Genomic DNA, 18,941 nt, shown 5'->3' with positions numbered 1-18,941 from the left:
TGAGAGCCCTCGGCGATACGGACAGACGCGCCACTCCCGAGCTGTCTATGACGAGTAGAACGTCTCGCCCGCGTTACGGGCGTAATGAGATATACCAAAGCACGTTTTGGTATAATCAGGGTGGTACCGCGAAGTATGGCGCTTCGCCCCTGTACGCAGGGGCGGAGCGTTTTGTTTTGCCCCAAACCGGCCCACGCCCACCTGCGCGGGGGCCGCCGGATCTCCCATCCCTGCCGGGGCGGGTCAGGACCAAAATTCCGATACGATTTATTTAATGGAGGTAATACCCATGGAACCCAAAAACTACGGTCTCAACGAGCTGAGGGAACTGTTCCTCAAGTTCTTTGAGAGCAAGGGCCATCTGCGACTTGGCAGCTTCCCCCTCATCCCCCAGAACGACGCCAGCCTGCTGCTCATCAACTCCGGCATGGCCCCCATGAAGCCCTGGTTCACCGGCGAGCAGGAACCCCCCAGCCACCGCGTCTGTACCTGCCAGAAGTGCATCCGCACCGGCGACATTGAGAACATCGGCCACACCGCCCGCCACGGCACCTATTTCGAGATGCTGGGCAATTTCTCTTTCGGCGACTACTTCAAGCGGGACGCCATCCACTGGGCGTGGGAGTTCCTCACCAGCCCCGACTGGGTGGGCCTGGACCCGGAGCGGCTCTACCCCTCCGTCTTCGCCGGAAATGAGACCACCCCGGCCGACGACGACGCCTTTGAGATTTGGAACAAGGAGATCGGCATCCCCGCCGAGCGTATCTTCAAGTTCGGCAAGGAGGACAACTTCTGGGAGCACGGCTCCGGTCCCTGCGGCCCCTGCTCCGAGATCTACTACGACCGCGGCGAGCAGTGGGGCTGCGGCAAGCCGGGCTGCACCGTGGGCTGCGAGTGCGACCGCTATATCGAGGTATGGAACGTCGTCTTCTCCCAGTTCAACTCCGACGGCGAGGGGCACTACGCGGACCTCGCCCAGAAGAACATCGACACCGGCATGGGCCTGGAGCGTCTGGCCTGCGTGTGCCAGGGCGTGGCCTCTCTCTTTGATGTGGACACCGTGATGAACATCACCAACAAGGTCAGCGAAATCACCAAGGCCCACTACGGTGAGAGCGCCGGGACGGACGTGTCCCTGCGGGTCATCACCGACCATATCCGCTCCGCCACCTTTATGATCTCCGACGGCGTGCTCCCCTCCAACGAGGGCCGGGGCTATGTGCTTCGCCGCCTTCTCCGCCGGGCCGCCCGCCACGGCAAGCTCCTGGGCGTCAACGAGCCCTTCCTCTATGAGGTCTGCGACACCGTCATCCGCGAGAACGAGGGCCACTACCCCGAACTGCGGGAGAAGCAGGAGTATATCACCCGCGTCATCAAGGTGGAGGAGGAGAACTTCGCCAAGACCATCGACGGCGGCATGAGTATCCTCAGCGGCCTGATGGATGAGCACAAGGCCAAGAAGGAGCAGGTTTTTTCCGGCGCCGACGCCTTCAAGCTGTACGACACCTACGGCTTCCCCATCGACCTCACCCGCGAAATCGTGGAGGAGCAGGGCATGACTGTGGACGAGTCCGCCTTCAAGACCCTCATGGAGGAGCAGAAGGTCCGCGCCCGGGAGGCCCGCGCCGCGCTGGGCGACCTGGGCTGGGCCGGCATCGAGTTCGGCAAGGATATGCCCGCCACCGAGTTTGTGGGCTATGCCCGCCGTGAGGCCGAGGCCCGGGTGCTGGCTGTGGTGGCGGACGAGGAGCTCAGGGAGAGCGCCGGAGCCGGGGCCGAGGCCATCGTGGTCCTGGACCGCACCACCCTCTACGCGGAGATGGGCGGCCAGGTGGCCGACCACGGCACCCTGCGCTGCGGCAATATGCGCTTTGAGGTTACTGACGTACAGAAGAACAAGGGCGGCAAGTATATGCACTACGGCGTGGTCCTCGCCGGGGAGATCAAGGTGGGCGACACCGTTACCACTTCTTACGATATGACCCGCCGCCGCGCCATCGCGCGCGCCCACTCCGCCACCCACCTGCTGCACAAGGCTCTCAAGACCGTCCTGGGCGACCACGTCAACCAGGCAGGCAGCCTGGTGGAGCCCGACCGCCTGCGCTTCGACTTCACTCATTTTTCAGCCCTCACCGCCCAGGAGCTCTCCGAGGTGAACCGCCTGGTGAACGAGTCCGTGCTGGAGGGCTACAGCGTCCGCACCGACGTGATGAGCATAGAGGCAGCCAAGAAGACCGGGGCAATGGCCCTCTTCGGCGAGAAGTACGGCGACACCGTCCGCGTGGTCAACATGGGGGACTACTCCGTGGAGCTGTGCGGCGGCACCCACCTGGATAACACCGCCAAGGTGGGGCTTTTCCACATCGTCAGCGAGGGCAGCGTGGCCTCCGGCGTGCGCCGCATCGAGGCTACCACCGGCGAGGTCTCACTCAATGTGATGAGCCAGAACCAGGAGATGCTCTTCCAGGCTGCGGCTGTCTTCAAGACCAATCCCGGCGAGCTGCGGGAGAAAGCCGAGCAGACCCTTGGCGAGCTGCGGGATATGCGCCACGCCGTGGAGACCTTCAAGGCCAGGGAGGCCGTGGGCGAGGCGGGCCGCTTCCTCATGGGCGCCAAGGACGTGGGCGGGCTGAAGGTCCTCACCTCTACCGTGCCGGACGCCGACGCCGACCGCCTGCGCAAGATGGGCGACTTCCTCCGGGATAAGGACTCCTCCGTGGTGGGTGTGCTCTCCACCGTGAAGGACGGCAAGATTACCTTCCTGGCCGTCTGCGGCAAGGACGCGGTGGCAAAGGGCGTTAAGGCGGGCGACATCATCAAGGCCATCGCCCCCATCTGCGGCGGCAAGGGCGGCGGCAAGAGCGACTCCGCCATGGGCGGCGGCTCCGATGTGCTCAAGCTGGACGACGCCCTTGCGGCCGTGGACAACTTCGTTGCCGACAAGCTGGGGATTTGACTTAAACCCACTCCTGGGACAGCCGCCTCATCCCCGCTAAACCGATTACGGGAGAAAACCAATGCTACCACAAGATCCCTTTATCCTCCTCAGCTATGTCAATACTAAGCTGAGGGACTTTTACTCCAGCTTCCCGGACTTCTGCGCCGACAACGAGCTGGACGGCGCGGAGATTGAGGCGAAGCTGGCGGCGATCGGCTGCGCCTACGACCCGGCGCATAACCGCTTTGAATGATGCGCCGACCGCTGCGGCTGTGAAAAACGAAAGGAGGCCAACCATGTCCGACTGTTTATTCTGCAAGATCGCGGCGGGTGAGATCCCGTCCAAGAAGGTGTACGAGGATGATCAGGTCCTCGCGTTCTGTGACATTGATCCCCAGGCGCCCACCCATTTTTTGGTGATCCCGAAGACGCATATTGGCTCCTGCGGTGAGATTTCCTCTGAGAACTCCGCCGTTGTGGCCCATGCCTTTGAGGTCATCGCCAAGGTGGCGAGGGATTTGGGCGTTACCGACTTCAGGGTGGTTTCCAACTGCGGCCCGCAGGCGGGGCAGTCCGTGCCTCATCTGCATTTTCATGTACTCGCGGGCCGCGACATGACCTGGCCGCCCGGCTGAAGGCGCCTGTGGGCCGCGCCAAGCGTTTTGGCCCTCCCACGCAGGGCCAGAACCTTGATGCCGGGCGGATTCACTCCGCCCAGGCAGATAAAAAGGCGGGGTCCCCCACGGCCTGCCGTGGGGGATGAGCAGGCGGGGCAGTCCGTGCCTCATCTGCATTTTCATGTACTCGCGGGCCGCGACATGACCTGGCCGCCCGGCTGAAGGCGCCTGTGGGCTGCGCCAAGCGTTTTGGCCCTCCCACGCTTACCACACACCGCAGGGCGGCCGCTGGCCGCCCTTTGCATTTGTATATAATGAAGCCGAATGGGTGAAAGTACGCCCAGGGAATGTTGCCATTTGGTAGCATTTTTCTGAGGTGGTTTCATGCATTTTCAGAGAATTGAAGATCTGCGGATCGACCATGATAAGAGCCAGATTGAAATCGCAGCGTATCTGAACCTGAACCGAAACGTCTACTGGCGCTATGAGAAGGGAATCCGCGAGATTCCGGCCTGGGCCGTCATCAAGCTGGCGGAGCTGTACGAAACCTCCACAGACTATATTCTGGGCTGCACCGACGACCCTGCGCCGCCCCATGCGTAAGCTCTGCGCCTTCGCCGTCCCCTTCGCTGCCGCCGTATTGGCGTCGGCCTGTCTCCTGCCGCAGTCCGCCCGGCTCCCGGCGGCGCTGCTCTGTGCCCTGGCAGGCATGGTGTTCTGCCTTGCGCTGTGGGGGAAGGAGCGGCGGGACGGGCGGCTGCGCTCCGCGCTGCTGGCCCTGGGGCTGGCGGTTGGCTTTGCGTGGAGCTGGGGATACGACGCGGTATTTTTTGCTCCGGCCCGGGCCCTTGCGGGACAAACAGCCAGTCTGACCGCCACGGTGGCGGACTGGCCGGAGGCCACCCGGTACGGCGTATCGGCCAAGGTGCTGCTCCACCCGCCCGGCGCGCCCGATGTGAGGACAATCCTGTATTTTGACTCCGATGAGGCGCTTTTGCAGCTGAAACCGGGAGACAGGCTGTCCTTTACCGCCGAATTTCGCCTCGCGGATACCATCGCAGGGGAAAAGACCGGCTATTACCGCGCTAAGGGCGTCTTTTTGCTGGGGTACTGCGATAAAAATATGGAAATGACCCCGATAGGCGCCGTCCCGCCCCGCTTTTGGCCCCGATTATGGGCAAGGACATTGCAAGAGACGGTGGGAACCCTTTTTTCAGGAGAGACCGCAGGCCTGGTCGCCGCCCTGACCACCGGGGACAAGGACGCTCTGTCCGGGGGCTTCTACTCCGCACTCAAACGTTGCGGGATGGCCCATGTGGTGGCGGTTTCCGGGATGCATGTGGGGATGCTGGTGCTGCTGTTTACCGCCCTGACGGGTAAGAACCGCCGCCGCCGGGCCCGGGTATGCATCCCCGTTGTGCTGGCCTTTATGGCGCTGACCGGCTTCCCGCCGTCGGTGGTCCGGGCGGGGGTGATGCAGATACTGCTCCTGCTGGGCCCGGCGCTGGGCAGGGAGGGGGATACGCCCACCGCGCTCTCCTTCGCGCTGCTCCTCCTGCTCCTCCAGAACCCCAACGCCGCCATGGACATGGGCCTCCAGCTATCTTTCCTGTCGGTGGCGGGCATCCTGACCCTGGGCAGACGGATGACCGCCTGGTTTGAGAAGAGGCTGAGGCTGAAGCCGGGCAGGACCTTGCCCCGGAGGGTCTTCAACCGGGCGGTTCGTTTTTTGACGGGCTGCATCGTAATGACCATGGGCGCGGTGGCGTTTACCACGCCGCTCACCGTCTATTACTTCGGCGGAATTTCCCTGATTGCGCCCATTGCCAATCTACTCACCCTCTGGGCCGTGACCATGCTGTTTCTTCTGGCCCTTCCGGCGGCGGTGCTGGGGACGTTTCTCCCGCCCCTGGGGCTGCTGCTGGCCGGGATTGCCGCGCCGCTGGGGCGGTACATCGTGTGGGTAGTCACAAAGCTGGCGCGGCTGCCCTTCGCGTCGGCGTCGGCTTCGGGGAATCCGTACCTGATGCTTTGGCTGGGGTTTGCATATGCCGTCCTGATGCTTTGGCTCATATGGAGGGGGGAGAAAAAACGTGCCGTTCTGCCCGTCTGCTCCTGCGCCGTGACGCTGGCGGCGGCCCTCCTCCTCAACGCACTGAGCCTCTCGGGCGGGGGACTTGCCGTCTCCGTGCTGGACGTGGGCCAGGGACAGAGCGTGCTGTTCACCTCCGCCGGAGCCACGGTGCTGGTGGACTGCGGCGGCACGGGACCGAGCGACCCCGGGGACGTGGCCGCCGACGCCGTCCAGGCCATGGGGAAGAGCCGCCTCGATCTGCTGGTGCTCACCCACTGCCATGCCGACCACGCCTGCGGCGTGGCCCGGCTCTTCTCCCGGCTGGAGGTGGGGACCCTGGCCGTCCCCGACGTGGAGGAGAGCGACCCTCTGCGGGAGGAGATTCTGGCCTTGGCTCGGGCGGCCGGTACGGAGATTCTCCTGATTCGGGACGACGCCCGGATGACGTTCGGCGAATCGGCCCTGACGGTATACGCGCCCCTGGGGGACGGCGGCGCAAACGAGGAGGGACTCTCCGTCCTCGCCACCCACGGGGATTTCGACGTGCTCGTCACCGGGGACATGAACGCCGCGGTGGAGAAGCGGCTGGTGAAATACGGCTGCCTGCCCGATATTGAGGTGCTGGTGGCGGGCCACCACGGCTCCGCCGCCTCTACCTCAGAGGAGCTTCTTCTGGCGGCAAAGCCGGAGTATGCGATTATCTCCGTGGGCTATAATTCCTACGGACACCCGTCCATCGCGGCCATGGAGCGCATGGCCGCGGCGGGCTGCCGGATTTACCGCACCGACTGGATGGGGACGGTGACAATTAAAAGCGAAACATGAAAAAGGGAAAGCACGGGACGGTTTGCGGGAAATGCCCTTCACGCTTGGGGCGGCAAGCTCCGCCGTCACGGCCCGAACACGCCCTTCGCGGAGGGGGCGGGAAGGGCGTGTGAGCTTCGGCCAATTCAGCGCAGAGGCTGCTCCCTCGCTTTTTCACACCGACAGGGTACGGGTTTTTGAATCAACTTGAATTGGAGGTCCTCCCATGCCACCCAAACCAAAGGCGGACAACGCCGCCTACAAGCAGCTCAAGAAGGACATCGACCAGGGGAGTATCGGCAGACTCTACGTCTTCTGCGGTGAGGAGGCCTACCTCCGGGACTTCTATCTGGGGCGGATCAAGAAGAAGCTTCTGCCGCCGGGCATGGAGGAGTTTAACCTCCACACCCTCAGCGGCAAGGAGTTCGAGCTCAAGAAGCTGGAGCAGATGGTGGACTGCCTGCCCATGATGAGCGAGCGAACCCTCATTGTGGTCAGCGACTACGATATCTATAAGGGGGACAAGGAGGGGCTGGCCGCCCTCTTTGCCGATCTGCCCGAGTATGTATGCCTGGTCTTCGTCTACGATCTCATCGAGTACAAGGCCGACGCCCGCACCAAGCTGGCGGGGGCGCTGAAGGCCCACGGCAGTGTGGTGGCCTTCAACCGGCAGGAGCAGGGGGATTTGGTGGACTGGGTCAAGCGGCGGTTTAAGGCCGACGGCCATGACATCGACTCCGAGGAGGCGCGCTATCTCATCTTCCTCTGCGGGGATCTGATGAACGGCCTCATCTCCGAGATCGGCAAAATCAGCGCCTATGCCAAACACCACCGGGTCACCCGGGAGGACATCGACGCGGTGGCAACCCCTCAGCTGGATGCGGTGGTCTTCCAGATGACAGACGCCATCGCGCTCAAGGACTTCAACAGAGCCGCCTTAGTGCTGGGGGATCTCTTCCACATGCAGGAGGCGCCCATCAAGCTCCTATCCGTTCTGGGCCGCCAGCTCCGGCAGCTCTATGCCGCACGGCTGGCTTTGGAGGCGCGGAAGGGGACGGGCTACCTCATGGAGCTGTGGGGGATGCGTTCGGCCTACCCTGCGGAGAAGCTCATGCAATCGGCCCGCCGCTTCTCACTGGCCTGGTGCCGCCGGGCGGTCATCCGCTGCGGGGAGATTGACTTGGCCATGAAGTCTACCGGGGCGGACGGAGAGGAGCTGCTCACCCAGCTCCTGCTGGAACTGGCCGGACCGGGCGCAGCGTAGGCGGGGCAGGGAGAATATGCTGAAAATCAGAGAGGCCATCGTGGTGGAGGGGCGGTATGATAAAAACAAGCTCTCCCAGATGGTGGATGCCGTAATTGTGGAGACCTCCGGCTTCGCCGTCTTCAAGGACGGGGAACGACTCAGCCTGCTGCGCGCCCTGGCGGAAAAGCGTGGGATTATCGTCCTCACCGACGCGGACGGGGCGGGCTTCGTCATCCGCAACTACCTCAGGGGCGCGATTCCGGCCGGGCAGGTGAAGCACGCCTATATCCCCGACATTTACGGCAAGGAGCGCCGCAAGCGCGCCCCGGGGAAAGAGGGTAAGCTGGGCGTGGAGGGAATGCGCCCTGAGGTGCTGGAGGAGGCTCTGCGCAGGGCGGGTGCGACGTTTGAGGATACGAAACCGTGTGAAACATCGCGCGTCCGGTCCGGACGCGCCGTCACCAAGACGGACCTTTTTCTGGCCGGGCTCTCCGGCGGGCCCGACTCCGCCGCCCGGCGGCAGGCGCTGCTAAAAAAACTGGGCCTGCCCGAACACATGACGACCAACGCCATGCTGGAGGCGCTCAACGTCTTCTGCACCTTTGAAGAGTTTGAGGCCGCGACAGCGGAAGAATCAGATTAAGCGGAGCCCCCGGCCCCCGGAATAAACCGGGGGCCGGGGGCTCTCTGTCTGCGGCGGGGCGGAGATGCGGTCCCGGCGGGCATAAAGAATTTTGGAAATTTTCAAAAAAACCCTTTACATGTGGAAGGTACTGTGGTATTATAACTACGCAAACAAGAACTACTACTGATTAGGAGGCGAAGATGGAGCGCACGATACGATACAGCAAAAAACGCGAGGCCATTTTAGAGGCCATCCGCTCCACCGACACCCACCCCACGGCCGACTGGGTTTACCAGACGCTGAAGCCCACCCATCCGGATTTGAGCTTGGGCACGGTCTACCGCAACCTGAACTTTTTCCGGGAGCAGGGGACCATCCGCTGTGTGGGCGTGGTTAAGGGGCAGGAGCGGTTTGACGCGAACACCCATCCCCACACCCACTTCGTCTGCGACGGGTGCGGCGCGGTCATCGATCTGCATGAGATTCCCGCCGACACCGAGCTGGACCGGCAGGTGCAGGATCGGTACGGCCTCAAGGTGGACGGCCACGAGCTGATTTTCCACGGCGTCTGTAAAAAGTGTAAACCAGAGACCCTTCATTGAGAATTTATCACATATTATTTTTAGGAGGAATTAATTATGAAGAAGTTTGTATGCACCGTCTGCGGTTATGTCCATGAGGGCGATTCCGCCCCTGAGCTGTGCCCCATCTGCAAGGCTCCCGCCGATAAGTTCAAGGAGCAGTCCGGTGAGAAGAGCTGGGCCGCCGAGCACGTGGTTGGCGTCGCCAAGGGCGTGGACGAGGAGATCATCAAGGGCCTGCGCATGAACTTTGAGGGCGAGTGCTCCGAGGTCGGTATGTATCTGGCCATGGCCCGCGTTGCTCACCGCGAGGGCTATCCCGAGATCGGTCTGTATTGGGAGAAGGCCGCCTATGAGGAGGCCGAGCACGCCGCCAAGTTCGCCGAGCTGCTGGGCGAGGTGCTTACCGACTCCACCAAGAAGAACCTGGAGATGCGCGTGGACGCCGAGAACGGCGCCACCGCCGGCAAATTTGAGCTGGCCAAGAAGGCCAAGGAGCTGGGCCTGGATGCCATTCACGACACCGTGCACGAGATGGCCCGCGACGAGGCCCGCCACGGCAAGGCCTTCGAGGGTCTGCTGGCTCGTTATTTCGGCTAAAACCTGGATAAGCATAGATACGAATATATACAACTAAATACGCTGAAACCACTTTGTGATCAAGATAAAAAGATGCGGTTTTAGTACAAATCATGAAACACGGATAGCGACGATTCGCTATCCGTGTTTTTGTATCCAAATGAGTATCTAAAAATTTGGTGGGAAATTCGAACTGAAATATAGAGAAAATAGTTTATTAGTGAATTTTCCCACAAAATTACTTGTATTTGTTGGAGCATAGGCGATTAAAAAATTAAACGTGGGCAATGTGTGGGAAGAATATTGAATGGATATTTCGGTATGGGTGGCTGTGTGAACCGGCAAGTTAGAAGTGGATAGAAGCGCTCTCCAAACAGGCGCGTCTCCCGTTGTTGTATTATTTGGGAAAGTGAATTATAATTAATATATAATTTCAAGAATGGAGGAGTGTTCGGTGAATAGTAACTTTATGTTTTTGGACCAATCCTTCTCTGTGTTGTGCAGGTTAGGCCAAGCTGCGGAGAGCTACTTATACACTGACACGGACGCCTGCCTCTATAAGCTCGGGAAAATTGGCGAAGTGATTGTTCAGGATATGGTGCGCCTGGACGGGGTGCAGTTGACTGCGGAGGCGAGTACACACGCCGCCCGCATTAAAGTAATGAAGCGGCTGGGGATGCTGCCCAGGGACATCGACGACATCCTCTTCGCTCTGCGCACTGCCCGGAATAGAGCGGTACATACCACGGCGGAGGGCTTTGCCGACTGCCGCACTCTTCTGGAGATGGCCTACCACCTCTGCGGCTGGTTTATGCAGACCTACGGGGACTGGAGCTATTCCCCGGAACAGTTTGTACTGCCGGAGGACCCGTCTAAGGCCCCTGACTATAAGCGCTTGGCGCAGGAGCGCGAAGAGGAGATTCAGCGCCTGCTGCACAACAAAGCCCAGGATACTGCGGCAGCCCCGACAGTTCCGGCAGGTGAGCGGGCCAGACGATCCGCCGCAGCCGTCGGCCAGATGAAGCGCAGCGAGGCGGAGACCCGTTTTCTCATCGACCAGCAGTTGCGCCGGGTGGGCTGGGAGGCGGATACCGTGGTGCTCTGCTACTCGAAAGGTGTCCGGCCTCAGAAGGGCCGCTATATGGCCATTGCCGAATGGCCCACCGATTCCAGCACTGGTAACCATGGACGCGCGGATTACGTCCTTTTCGTGGGATTGCAGATGGTAGCCATTATTGAGGCCAAGGCGGAGCATCTGGACGTCTACTCCGTCATTGACGGCCAGTGCAAGGAGTACCCCAAGCACATACGCGCTGAGGACAGCCAATACCTCATGGGGCAATGGGGTGCCTACAAGGTCCCCTTTACCTTTGCAACCAACGGCCGCCCCTACTTAAAGCAATTGGAGACCAAGTCCGGCATCTGGTTTTTGGACTTGCGTGAAGCATCCAACATCCCACAAGCACAACAGGGCTGGATGAGCCCGGAGGGGATTATGGAGCGCCTTGAAAAAGATGTCTCCGAGGCGAATCGGAACCTGGGACAACTCTCCTTTGACCTGCTGCGGGACCCGGACGGCCTGAATCTGCGTGAATATCAGATCCGCGCCATTGAGGCGGCGGAAAGCGCCATAATGGGTGGCGCAAAAACCGCGCTGTTGTCCATGGCGACCGGCACGGGAAAGACCCGCACCATTCTGGGGATGATTTACCGCTTTTTGAAGACGGAGAGATTTCGCCGGGTACTGTTCCTGGTGGACCGCACCGCGCTGGGGGAGCAGGCCCAGGATGTGTTCCAGGAGGTCCGTCTGGAGGATTTGAGGCCCCTGAACGCCATATATAACATTCGGAACCTGGATGAAGCGGGCTTTGACCGGGAGACCCGCATTCAGGTGGCCACGGTTCAGAGCATGGTGAAGCGTATTCTCTGCCAAGAGGGCGAGACTATGCCCGCAGTCAGCGATTACGACCTCATCATCGTGGACGAGGCCCACCGGGGTTATATCCTGGACCGGGAGCTGGGGGACGACGAGCTGCTCTACCGGGACCAGCGTGACTATGTGAGCAAATACCGGGCCGTCATCGACTATTTTGACGCGGTCAAAGTGGCACTCACCGCCACCCCGGCCCTGCATACCACCGAGATATTTGGAAAACCCGTCTTTAACTATTCCTACCGCGAGGCGGTCATCGAGGGTTACCTGGTAGACCACGACGCGCCCCACAACATTAAAACCCAGCTTAACACCGAGGGCATCGTCTACCAGGCGGGGGAGACCATGGTGCTCTATGACCCGGTCACCGGGGAGATCACCAACAGCGATGAGTTGGAGGACGACGTCCGCTTTGACGTGGACAGCTTCAACCGCCAGGTGATTACGGAACCCTTTAACCGAACCGTGCTGACGGAAATTCTCCGTTCCATCGACCCGGAGGGTGAGGGAAAGACACTGATCTACGCGGTCAACGACGAGCACGCCGATTTAATCGTTAAAATACTGAAAGAGCTCTGCGCTAAGACCGGTGTGGACAACGATGCTATTATGAAAATCACGGGAAAGACCGGCGATAAAAAGAGAGTGCTGGAGACAATTCGCCGGTTTAAGAATGAACGCTATCCCAGCATTGCGGTAACGGTGGACCTGCTGACCACCGGCGTGGACGTGCCGGAGATCAGCAACTTGGTGTTCCTGCGCCGGGTACGCTCCCGCATCCTCTTCGAGCAGATGCTGGGCCGCGCGACTCGTCTCTGCCCGAAAATCCACAAGACCCACTTTGAAATCTATGACGCAGTAGGAGTTTATGACTCTCTGCTGCCAGTTACGAACATGAAGCCGGTGGCGGCCGCCCCCTCTACCTCTTTCCAACAGCTTTTGGATGGATTGAAAGTGCTGGAATCCGGGGAACAGGTGCGGCGGCAGATCGACCAGCTCTTGGCTAAGCTCCAGCGGAGAAACCGTTGCATGGGAGAGCGTACTCGTCAGCATTTTCTGGACATGACTGGCAGAATGGAACCCGCAGATCTGGTTCAAACCATCCGTGAGATGGAGCCGGAGGAGGCACGTGTGCGCCTGCTGGGGCTGGACAAGCTGTTTGCACTGCTGGATGAGGGGGAGAGCAAGGGCGGCCGCCCGGTGGTGATCTCCGATAAGGAGGACAAGCTGCTGGACCACACCCGCGGCTATGGTACTGGGCAGCGGCCGGAGGACTACTTGGACGCATTCTCTCAGTTTATCCACAACAATATGAACCAGGTAGCGGCGCTGAACATCGTGTGTACCCGCCCCAAGGAGCTGGATCGAGCTGCGCTCAAGAGCCTGAAACTAACTCTGGACCGGGAGGGCTTTACCGAACAGCAGCTCAACACCGCTATTCAGGAGACCACCAACGAGGAGCTGACGGCGGATATCATCAGCATTATTCGCCGCTATGCCCTGGGCTCTGCGCTCCTCAGCCATGAGGAGCGCATTGGCAGGGCAGTGGCGCGTCTCAAGAAGGCCCACAACTTTACCAAAGCAGAGGAAAACTGGCTCAAACGCATGGAAACGTATTTGCTCAACGAGTCGGTCATCAACGTCCAATCCTTTAATGAGGGGGCATTTCGCAACGACGGCGGCTTTACTCAGATCGACAAGCGCTTCGGCGGTAAGCTGGAGAGCATTATCCTGGAACTCAATGAGTATCTCTATGACGACGGAGGAAGACTTGCATGACCACTCAAGAGATCGTGTCCAAGCTGTGGAACCTGTGTAATGTGCTGCGGGACGACGGCATTACCTATCACCAGTATGTGACGGAGCTGACCTATATCCTGTTCCTGAAGATGGCCAAGGAGACCGAGACGGAGGGGCAGATTCCCGCTGAATACCGCTGGGACGTGCTGCGGAGTAAGAGCGGCATTGAGCTCAAGAAGTATTATAAAACACTGCTGGATAAATTGGGCGAGGAGTGCACGGGTCGGGTTAAGGAAATCTATCAGGGCGCGGCCTCCAACATTGACGAGCCAAAAAATCTGGAAAAAATTATTCAGAGTATTGACGCCTTGGACTGGTACTCCGCTAAGGAGGAGGGACTGGGCAACCTCTATGAGGGACTTTTGGAGAAGAACGCCAACGAGAAAAAGTCTGGCGCAGGCCAGTATTTTACCCCACGTGTGCTCATCGACGTTATGACCCGCCTCACCGCACCACAGGCCGGAGAGCGGTGCAACGATCCCGCCTGCGGCACCTTTGGTTTTATGATAGCCGCCGACCGCTTTGTAAAGGAACAGACGGACGACCTCCATGACCTGGAGGCCGACCAGCAGGAGTTCCAGCGCACCCAGGCCTTTACCGGCTGTGAGCTGGTGCCTGAGACCCACCGCCTGGCCCTGATGAACGCCATGCTCCACGACATCCACGGACATATCGCCCGGGCGGACACCCTCTCCGGCGCGGGGGAGCATATGACGGGATACGACGTGGTGCTCACCAACCCGCCCTTCGGCACAAAGAAGGGCGGCGAGCGGGCCACCCGCACCGACTTCACCTACTCCACCAGCAACAAGCAGCTCAACTTTTTGCAGCACATCTACCGCAGCCTAAACACCACGGGTAAAGCCCGTGCGGCGGTGGTGCTGCCGGACAACGTGCTCTTTGCCGACAACGATGGGGCCGACATCCGCCGGGACCTGATGGAAAAATGTAATTTACATACCGTTTTGCGCCTACCCACCGGAATTTTTTATGCCCAGGGGGTCAAGACCAACGTGCTCTTTTTTACCCGGGGACGGAACGACAAGGGCAACACCAAAGAGGTGTGGTTCTACGACCTGCGCACCAATATGCCCAGCCTGGGCAAGACCAATCCCCTCAAAAGTGAGCACTTCTCGGCCTTCGAGGCGGCCTATACCGCCCAGGACCGCCGCGCCGTGCAGGACGAGCGGTGGAGCGTGTTCACCCGGCAGGAGATCAAGGATAAGGGCGACAGCCTGGACCTGGGGCTGATTCGGGATGACTCGGTGATGGACTACGACGACCTGCCCGACCCCGCCGACAGCGCTGAGGAGTGCATTGCACAGTTAGAGGAGGCTGTGGACCTGCTCATGAGCGTGGTGAAAGAGCTGAGAACCCTGGAGGCGCTGGACTGATGGCGGGAAAGAGAAAAAAAGAGAGCGGGCTTACGCTGGAGGAGCGACTGAAGCGGGCACTGGTACCGGAGGAGGAACAGCCGTATCACGTCCCTGAAAATTGGGTGTGGACAAGGCTTGATGAGATTAATCATTTTTTTAGCCAAACGCTCAACCCGGCGACTAGGCCGGAGCAGATATTTGAACTTTATAGCGTTCCTAGCTGTGAAAATAACTTTCCAGAAATTGTTTTAGGAAGCGAAATAGGATCATCAAAACAGTACGTGCTCAAAAACGATATACTCTTATGTAAAATTAACCCCAGAATCAATCGTGTCTGGATTGTTACTGGCCATACCGATCACTCTTACTTGGCCTCATCCGAATGGATTGTTGTAAGAACAACTCGATGTAATCCACGCTATTTGCTATGGCTGTTTCAGGGACCATATTTTCGAGAGCAAATGCTTTCAAATGTATCGGGTGTAGGGGGCTCACTGATGCGCGCCCAGCCAAAGTGGGTTAACCGCTATATGCTTCCGATTCCACCAGGGCAAGAGCAAGAACGTATAGTTGACCGCATTGAAAGCCTATTTGCCAAGCTGGACGAGGCAAAGGAAAAAGCGCAGGCTGCGGTGGATGGTTTTGAGACTAGAAAAAGTGCAATTCTGCAAAAAGCATTTACAAGTATGCTTACAAAGAGTTGGAGAGAAAAGCATACTGCTACTACTTGGGTCAAAGTAAGACTAGAGACAATCGCGGCATTGCAAACGGGCCTTATGAAGGGAAAGCACTACGATACAGCCACTGTACAACGTCCCTATTTACGCGTCGCAAATGTACAGGACGGTTTCCTTGATTTAGGTGAAATTAAAATGATTGAAGTAGAAGAGACAAAAGTTAATAGATATATGCTACAGACTAATGATGTTCTCTTCACTGAAGGTGGGGATTTTGATAAGTTGGGCAGGGGGACGGTGTGGAAGGGAGAGATTAAAAATTGTCTCCATCAAAACCACATTTTTGCTGTCCGCCCTCAAAAGGACAGATTAGACCCTTATTTTCTCTCCTACCAAGCGGGTAGCCGCTATGGTAAACAATACTTCCTAAGTTGCTCAAAGCAAACGACAAATCTTGCATCCATTAATTCAAAACAGCTTAACAGTTTTCCGGTGCTGCTTCCCTGTATTTCTGAGCAGCAAGAAATTGTCCGCATTCTCGACGACCTCCTCGCCAAGGAGCAGAAAGCCAAGGAGGCCGCCGCTGCGGTGTTGGAGCGTATTGACCTCATTAAAAAATCTATCCTGGCCCGTGCTTTCCGTGGGGAGCTGGGTACCAACGACCCCAGCGAGGAAAGCGCCGTGGAACTCCTGAAACAATGTCTGGCAGAGGGAGAGGTCGTACCATGAATAAGATAGACAAAACGGACACGCTCAAAAAAATTTTGGCCGACCGCCGCTTTACGGTGGATTACTATCAGCGGGAGTACCGCTGGGGCAAGCATCAGGTGGAGCAGATGTTGGAGGACCTGACCAACACGTTCCGGGGATTCTACGATACGGGGGTCCACAGCACGGTACAGGAGGTCAAGGACTACGGCTATTACTATATGGGCAGCATTATCTGTACCAGCGGCCAGTCTCAGCAGATTATCGACGGTCAACAGCGCCTGACCACGCTGACCCTCCTGCTCATCTACTTAAACCGGCTCCAGTCACAGGCGACAGGCATCCCGGGTTTGCCCATTCATTTTGACAACATGATCTGTACGGTGGATTACGGGGTCCCGTGCTTCAACCTGGACATGGAGGAGCGCCGGGACTGCCTGCAGGCCCTTTTAAACAATGACGCCCAATACATCCCGGAAGGGGAAAGTAATCAAAATATCATAAATCGATATGGAGATATCGAGGAGCTGTTCCCAGAGGAGCTAAAGGGCGAGGCCCTACCCTACTTCATCTATTGGGTGACGGAAAAGGTGCTTTTACTGGAGATCGACACGCCCTCCGAAGACGAGGCCTATACCATCTTTGTGACCATGAACGACCGGGGCCTAAGCCTGAACAGCGCCGAGATGATGAAGGCCTTTGTCATTCAGCAGGTCTATGAGGCGGACCGAAAGCAGGTCAACGAGGCCTGGCAAAAGAATATTAACCAGATCAAGGCCGCCTCCTCCCAAGACAAAAGCGGTGTGACCAACGCGGAGGATGTGGAGTTTATCTCACTTTGGCTCCGGGCCAAATATGCCAAGACCCTGCGCGAAACCAAAAAAGGCGCGGTAGACCGGGATTATGAATTGCTGGGCGATCGTTTCCACACCTGGGTTCGCGCTTACGCCAGAACTGGAATGGGGTTGGAACAGTCCGACGACTATAAAAATCTCGTTCTCAAAGAGATGGCGCAGGTCACCGGGCTGTATCTGCGCTTGACGCAGTACTCAAAACGGCTGACTACAGGTTTTGAAGCGGTTTACTACAATGCAAACCGTGATCTCAATTATCAAAACCTTCTGATCATCGGCGCGGTAGGGCTTCAGGACAGCCCGGAAGAAGTGGATCGTAAAATCCGTCTGATCTCTACCTTTGTAGATATATTTGCATCCGTCCGTATCTTTAACTATAAAAAGATCAATTGGAACACAAATAAGACGGTGCTGTTTCGTATCCTTAACCAAATTCGCAATCAGGATTCGGTGAGCATCGGAATCTATCTGACCAAGATGCTCAGACGTATGAATGAGAAGCTGGACGGTGTGATGAGTTTTGAACTCAACCAGTATACGGGACGCTACATGCTCCATTTGCTGGCCCGGATTACCGATTTTGTCAACGTGAAGATGGGATACCCCTCCCAGTTTGAGCATTACATAGACCGAAAGAGCAAAACCCCCTATGATGTGGAACACATCCTGCCGGATGACTTCGAAACTTACCGAGCATACTTCCACGATGAGGAGGACTTTCAAAACAACCGGAGGAAATTTGGAAACCTGCTGCTGCTGACCCAGGATAAAAACCGCAGTTATAAAGATATGCCCTATGACGAGCGGGTCAAATGCTACCTGACAGATAATATTTTGGCGCAGGCCATGAATGAGGCGGCTTACCAGAATCATCCGCACTTCCTGACACTGGCTGAACGATATCCGTTTCAGCCCTTCGAGGTCTTTCAAAAGGAAGGCATTCACGCCCGCCAGGAGCTGTATCACGCCTTGGCGAAGGACATTTGGAATGTGGGCCTACTGAAGGAGATTGCCGGCGGCTGGTCGGATGAGGAGGAAGAACTGCTGCAAATCAGTACAGCGGGAAGTAATTATACCGTTGAATATGCCGGCCGCAGCTGGCCGGATGCGGTGCAGTATGGTTTTCTCTCTGCCGCGCAGGGGGGAAGTGGAAAGATGCTGTGTAATATTGCAGAAGGCGACCGGGTATTTTGCCACATCACAGGCAAAGGCTTTGTGGGAGTGGGTATCTGTACACAGACGGCAACACCTATGAAGAACTTTCAAGTTATGGCAGAGGGCGAACTGGTTTTGATACAAGATGCGCCCTGGATGGAGGCTGAATGCAAGGCGCAGTGCGATCCGGATGACGAGTGGTTTATCGGCGTTACCTGGCTGCGTACTGTGGCGCTGGACGAGGGATACTGGGAAAAGGGGCTCAAGACTGTGCCGCTGGTAGCTTACAAAGTGGACGGCGATACCCATGCTCGAATTCTGAGATACTTTAATATCAGGGAAAAATAAAGCATTGCTCGGCGTGAGCCAACAGCCTTTTGATGCCTTGAGCGTGATCGTACAGAGGCGGATTCATGTAATCAGCAAGTTCTGGATGTTATGGAAGGCCGTTTTTCCCACCGCCAAATTGTGGTGGGAAAAGTGTGGGAAAAAATAGAGCTGATATACTGTATCAGTACTGATGAATACAAATAGAAACAATATGTTGTGGATTGATACCAGTGATTCAAGACGAGGCCCGACATGGCAAGGCGTTCGAGGGTCTGCTGGCCCGTTACTTCGGTTAAGCTGACATAGATAGGGAGGACGGGGCGTATGCCCCGTCCTCTTTCGATGTGGCGGGCCTCGTCACCGAGCGTTTTGGCCCCCCGCGAGGCCAAAACCTCGATGCCGGGCGGATTCATTTCGCCCGTGCAGATAAAAATAAAAAGGGCTCCCACGGGGCTTGCCCCGTGGGAAGGCCCGGCATGGAAAGGCCTTTGAGGGTCTGCTGAAGCGTTATTTCGGCTAAGCTGACAGTTACATCAAGAGGGCAGGACGGAAGTCCTGCCCTCTTTCAGCTTGTCAAAGAAGCCTTTCGGGGCTTCTTTGACAGAAAGCTGCATGACGGATGGGGCTCGATTTCCTGAGAGAAA

At 58.0% G+C, this 18,941-nt stretch carries 13 protein-coding genes and 1 pseudogene; all 14 read left to right on the top strand.

Annotated features, from left to right (window positions below; genetic code table 11):
• The first annotated feature begins 289 nt into the window (after positions 1–289).
• The 14 genes and pseudogenes from alaS to H8S62_RS09420 all read left to right on the top strand — a co-directional run bounded on the left by alaS (position 290) and on the right by H8S62_RS09420 (position 18,315).
• Positions 290–2,956 (top strand): alanine--tRNA ligase, encoded by a 2,667-nt coding sequence (gene alaS / locus H8S62_RS09485; RefSeq protein ID WP_186919114.1) that lies wholly within the window; start codon positions 290–292, stop codon positions 2,954–2,956.
• A gap of 61 nt (positions 2,957–3,017) precedes the next feature.
• Entirely contained in the window at positions 3,018–3,191 is a 174-nt protein-coding gene (locus tag H8S62_RS09480; RefSeq protein WP_155147318.1) for a DUF4250 domain-containing protein, read from the top strand.
• Between the two features lie 43 nt (positions 3,192–3,234).
• Positions 3,235–3,573 carry a histidine triad nucleotide-binding protein gene (locus H8S62_RS09475; protein WP_155147316.1) on the top strand — a complete coding sequence of 113 codons (339 nt, stop codon included), beginning with the start codon at positions 3,235–3,237 and terminating at the stop codon, positions 3,571–3,573.
• 126 nt (positions 3,574–3,699) lie between these two features.
• Positions 3,700–3,777: pseudogene (locus H8S62_RS18515) on the top strand (HIT domain-containing protein); the annotation flags it as partial.
• Between the two features lie 162 nt (positions 3,778–3,939).
• Positions 3,940–4,158: a helix-turn-helix domain-containing protein gene (locus H8S62_RS09465; protein WP_155147314.1), complete on the top strand. Its 219-nt coding sequence runs from the start codon at positions 3,940–3,942 to the stop codon at positions 4,156–4,158.
• Positions 4,151–6,454, top strand: a complete 2,304-nt coding sequence (locus H8S62_RS09460; protein ID WP_186919113.1) for a DNA internalization-related competence protein ComEC/Rec2 — start codon at positions 4,151–4,153, stop codon at positions 6,452–6,454. Before H8S62_RS09465 ends, H8S62_RS09460 begins: the two co-directional genes overlap by 8 nt.
• Positions 6,455–6,659: 205 nt before the next feature.
• A complete protein-coding gene (holA, locus tag H8S62_RS09455; protein ID WP_155147309.1) occupies positions 6,660–7,697 on the top strand; it encodes a DNA polymerase III subunit delta in 1,038 nt (345 codons plus the stop codon).
• Positions 7,698–7,713: 16 nt separating this feature from the next.
• Positions 7,714–8,322: a ribonuclease M5 gene (locus H8S62_RS09450; protein WP_155147307.1), complete on the top strand. Its 609-nt coding sequence runs from the start codon at positions 7,714–7,716 to the stop codon at positions 8,320–8,322.
• Between the two features lie 182 nt (positions 8,323–8,504).
• A complete protein-coding gene (locus H8S62_RS09445; protein WP_155147305.1) occupies positions 8,505–8,906 on the top strand; it encodes a Fur family transcriptional regulator in 402 nt (133 codons plus the stop codon).
• A 36-nt stretch (positions 8,907–8,942) separates the two neighbouring features.
• A complete protein-coding gene (locus H8S62_RS09440; protein WP_155147303.1) occupies positions 8,943–9,485 on the top strand; it encodes an NADH peroxidase in 543 nt (180 codons plus the stop codon).
• 559 nt (positions 9,486–10,044) lie between these two features.
• Positions 10,045–13,176 carry a type I restriction-modification system endonuclease gene (gene hsdR, locus H8S62_RS09435; RefSeq protein ID WP_341481038.1) on the top strand — a complete coding sequence of 1,044 codons (3,132 nt, stop codon included), beginning with the start codon at positions 10,045–10,047 and terminating at the stop codon, positions 13,174–13,176.
• Positions 13,173–14,591, top strand: coding sequence for a class I SAM-dependent DNA methyltransferase (locus H8S62_RS09430; protein WP_186919112.1), 1,419 nt, complete (start codon positions 13,173–13,175; stop codon positions 14,589–14,591). The genes hsdR and H8S62_RS09430 overlap by 4 nt, the downstream gene beginning before the upstream one ends.
• Positions 14,591–15,979 (top strand): restriction endonuclease subunit S, encoded by a 1,389-nt coding sequence (locus tag H8S62_RS09425; protein WP_155147297.1) that lies wholly within the window; start codon positions 14,591–14,593, stop codon positions 15,977–15,979. Before H8S62_RS09430 ends, H8S62_RS09425 begins: the two co-directional genes overlap by 1 nt.
• Positions 15,976–18,315: a DUF262 domain-containing protein gene (locus H8S62_RS09420; RefSeq protein ID WP_155147294.1), complete on the top strand. Its 2,340-nt coding sequence runs from the start codon at positions 15,976–15,978 to the stop codon at positions 18,313–18,315. Before H8S62_RS09425 ends, H8S62_RS09420 begins: the two co-directional genes overlap by 4 nt.
• The last annotated feature ends 626 nt before the right edge of the window (positions 18,316–18,941 follow it).

Origin of the sequence: Lawsonibacter faecis, assembly GCF_014287675.1 — a bacterium.
Lineage (GTDB): Bacteria > Bacillota > Clostridia > Oscillospirales > Oscillospiraceae > Pseudoflavonifractor > Pseudoflavonifractor faecis.
This window is presented reverse-complemented; position numbering and strand designations above follow the sequence as displayed.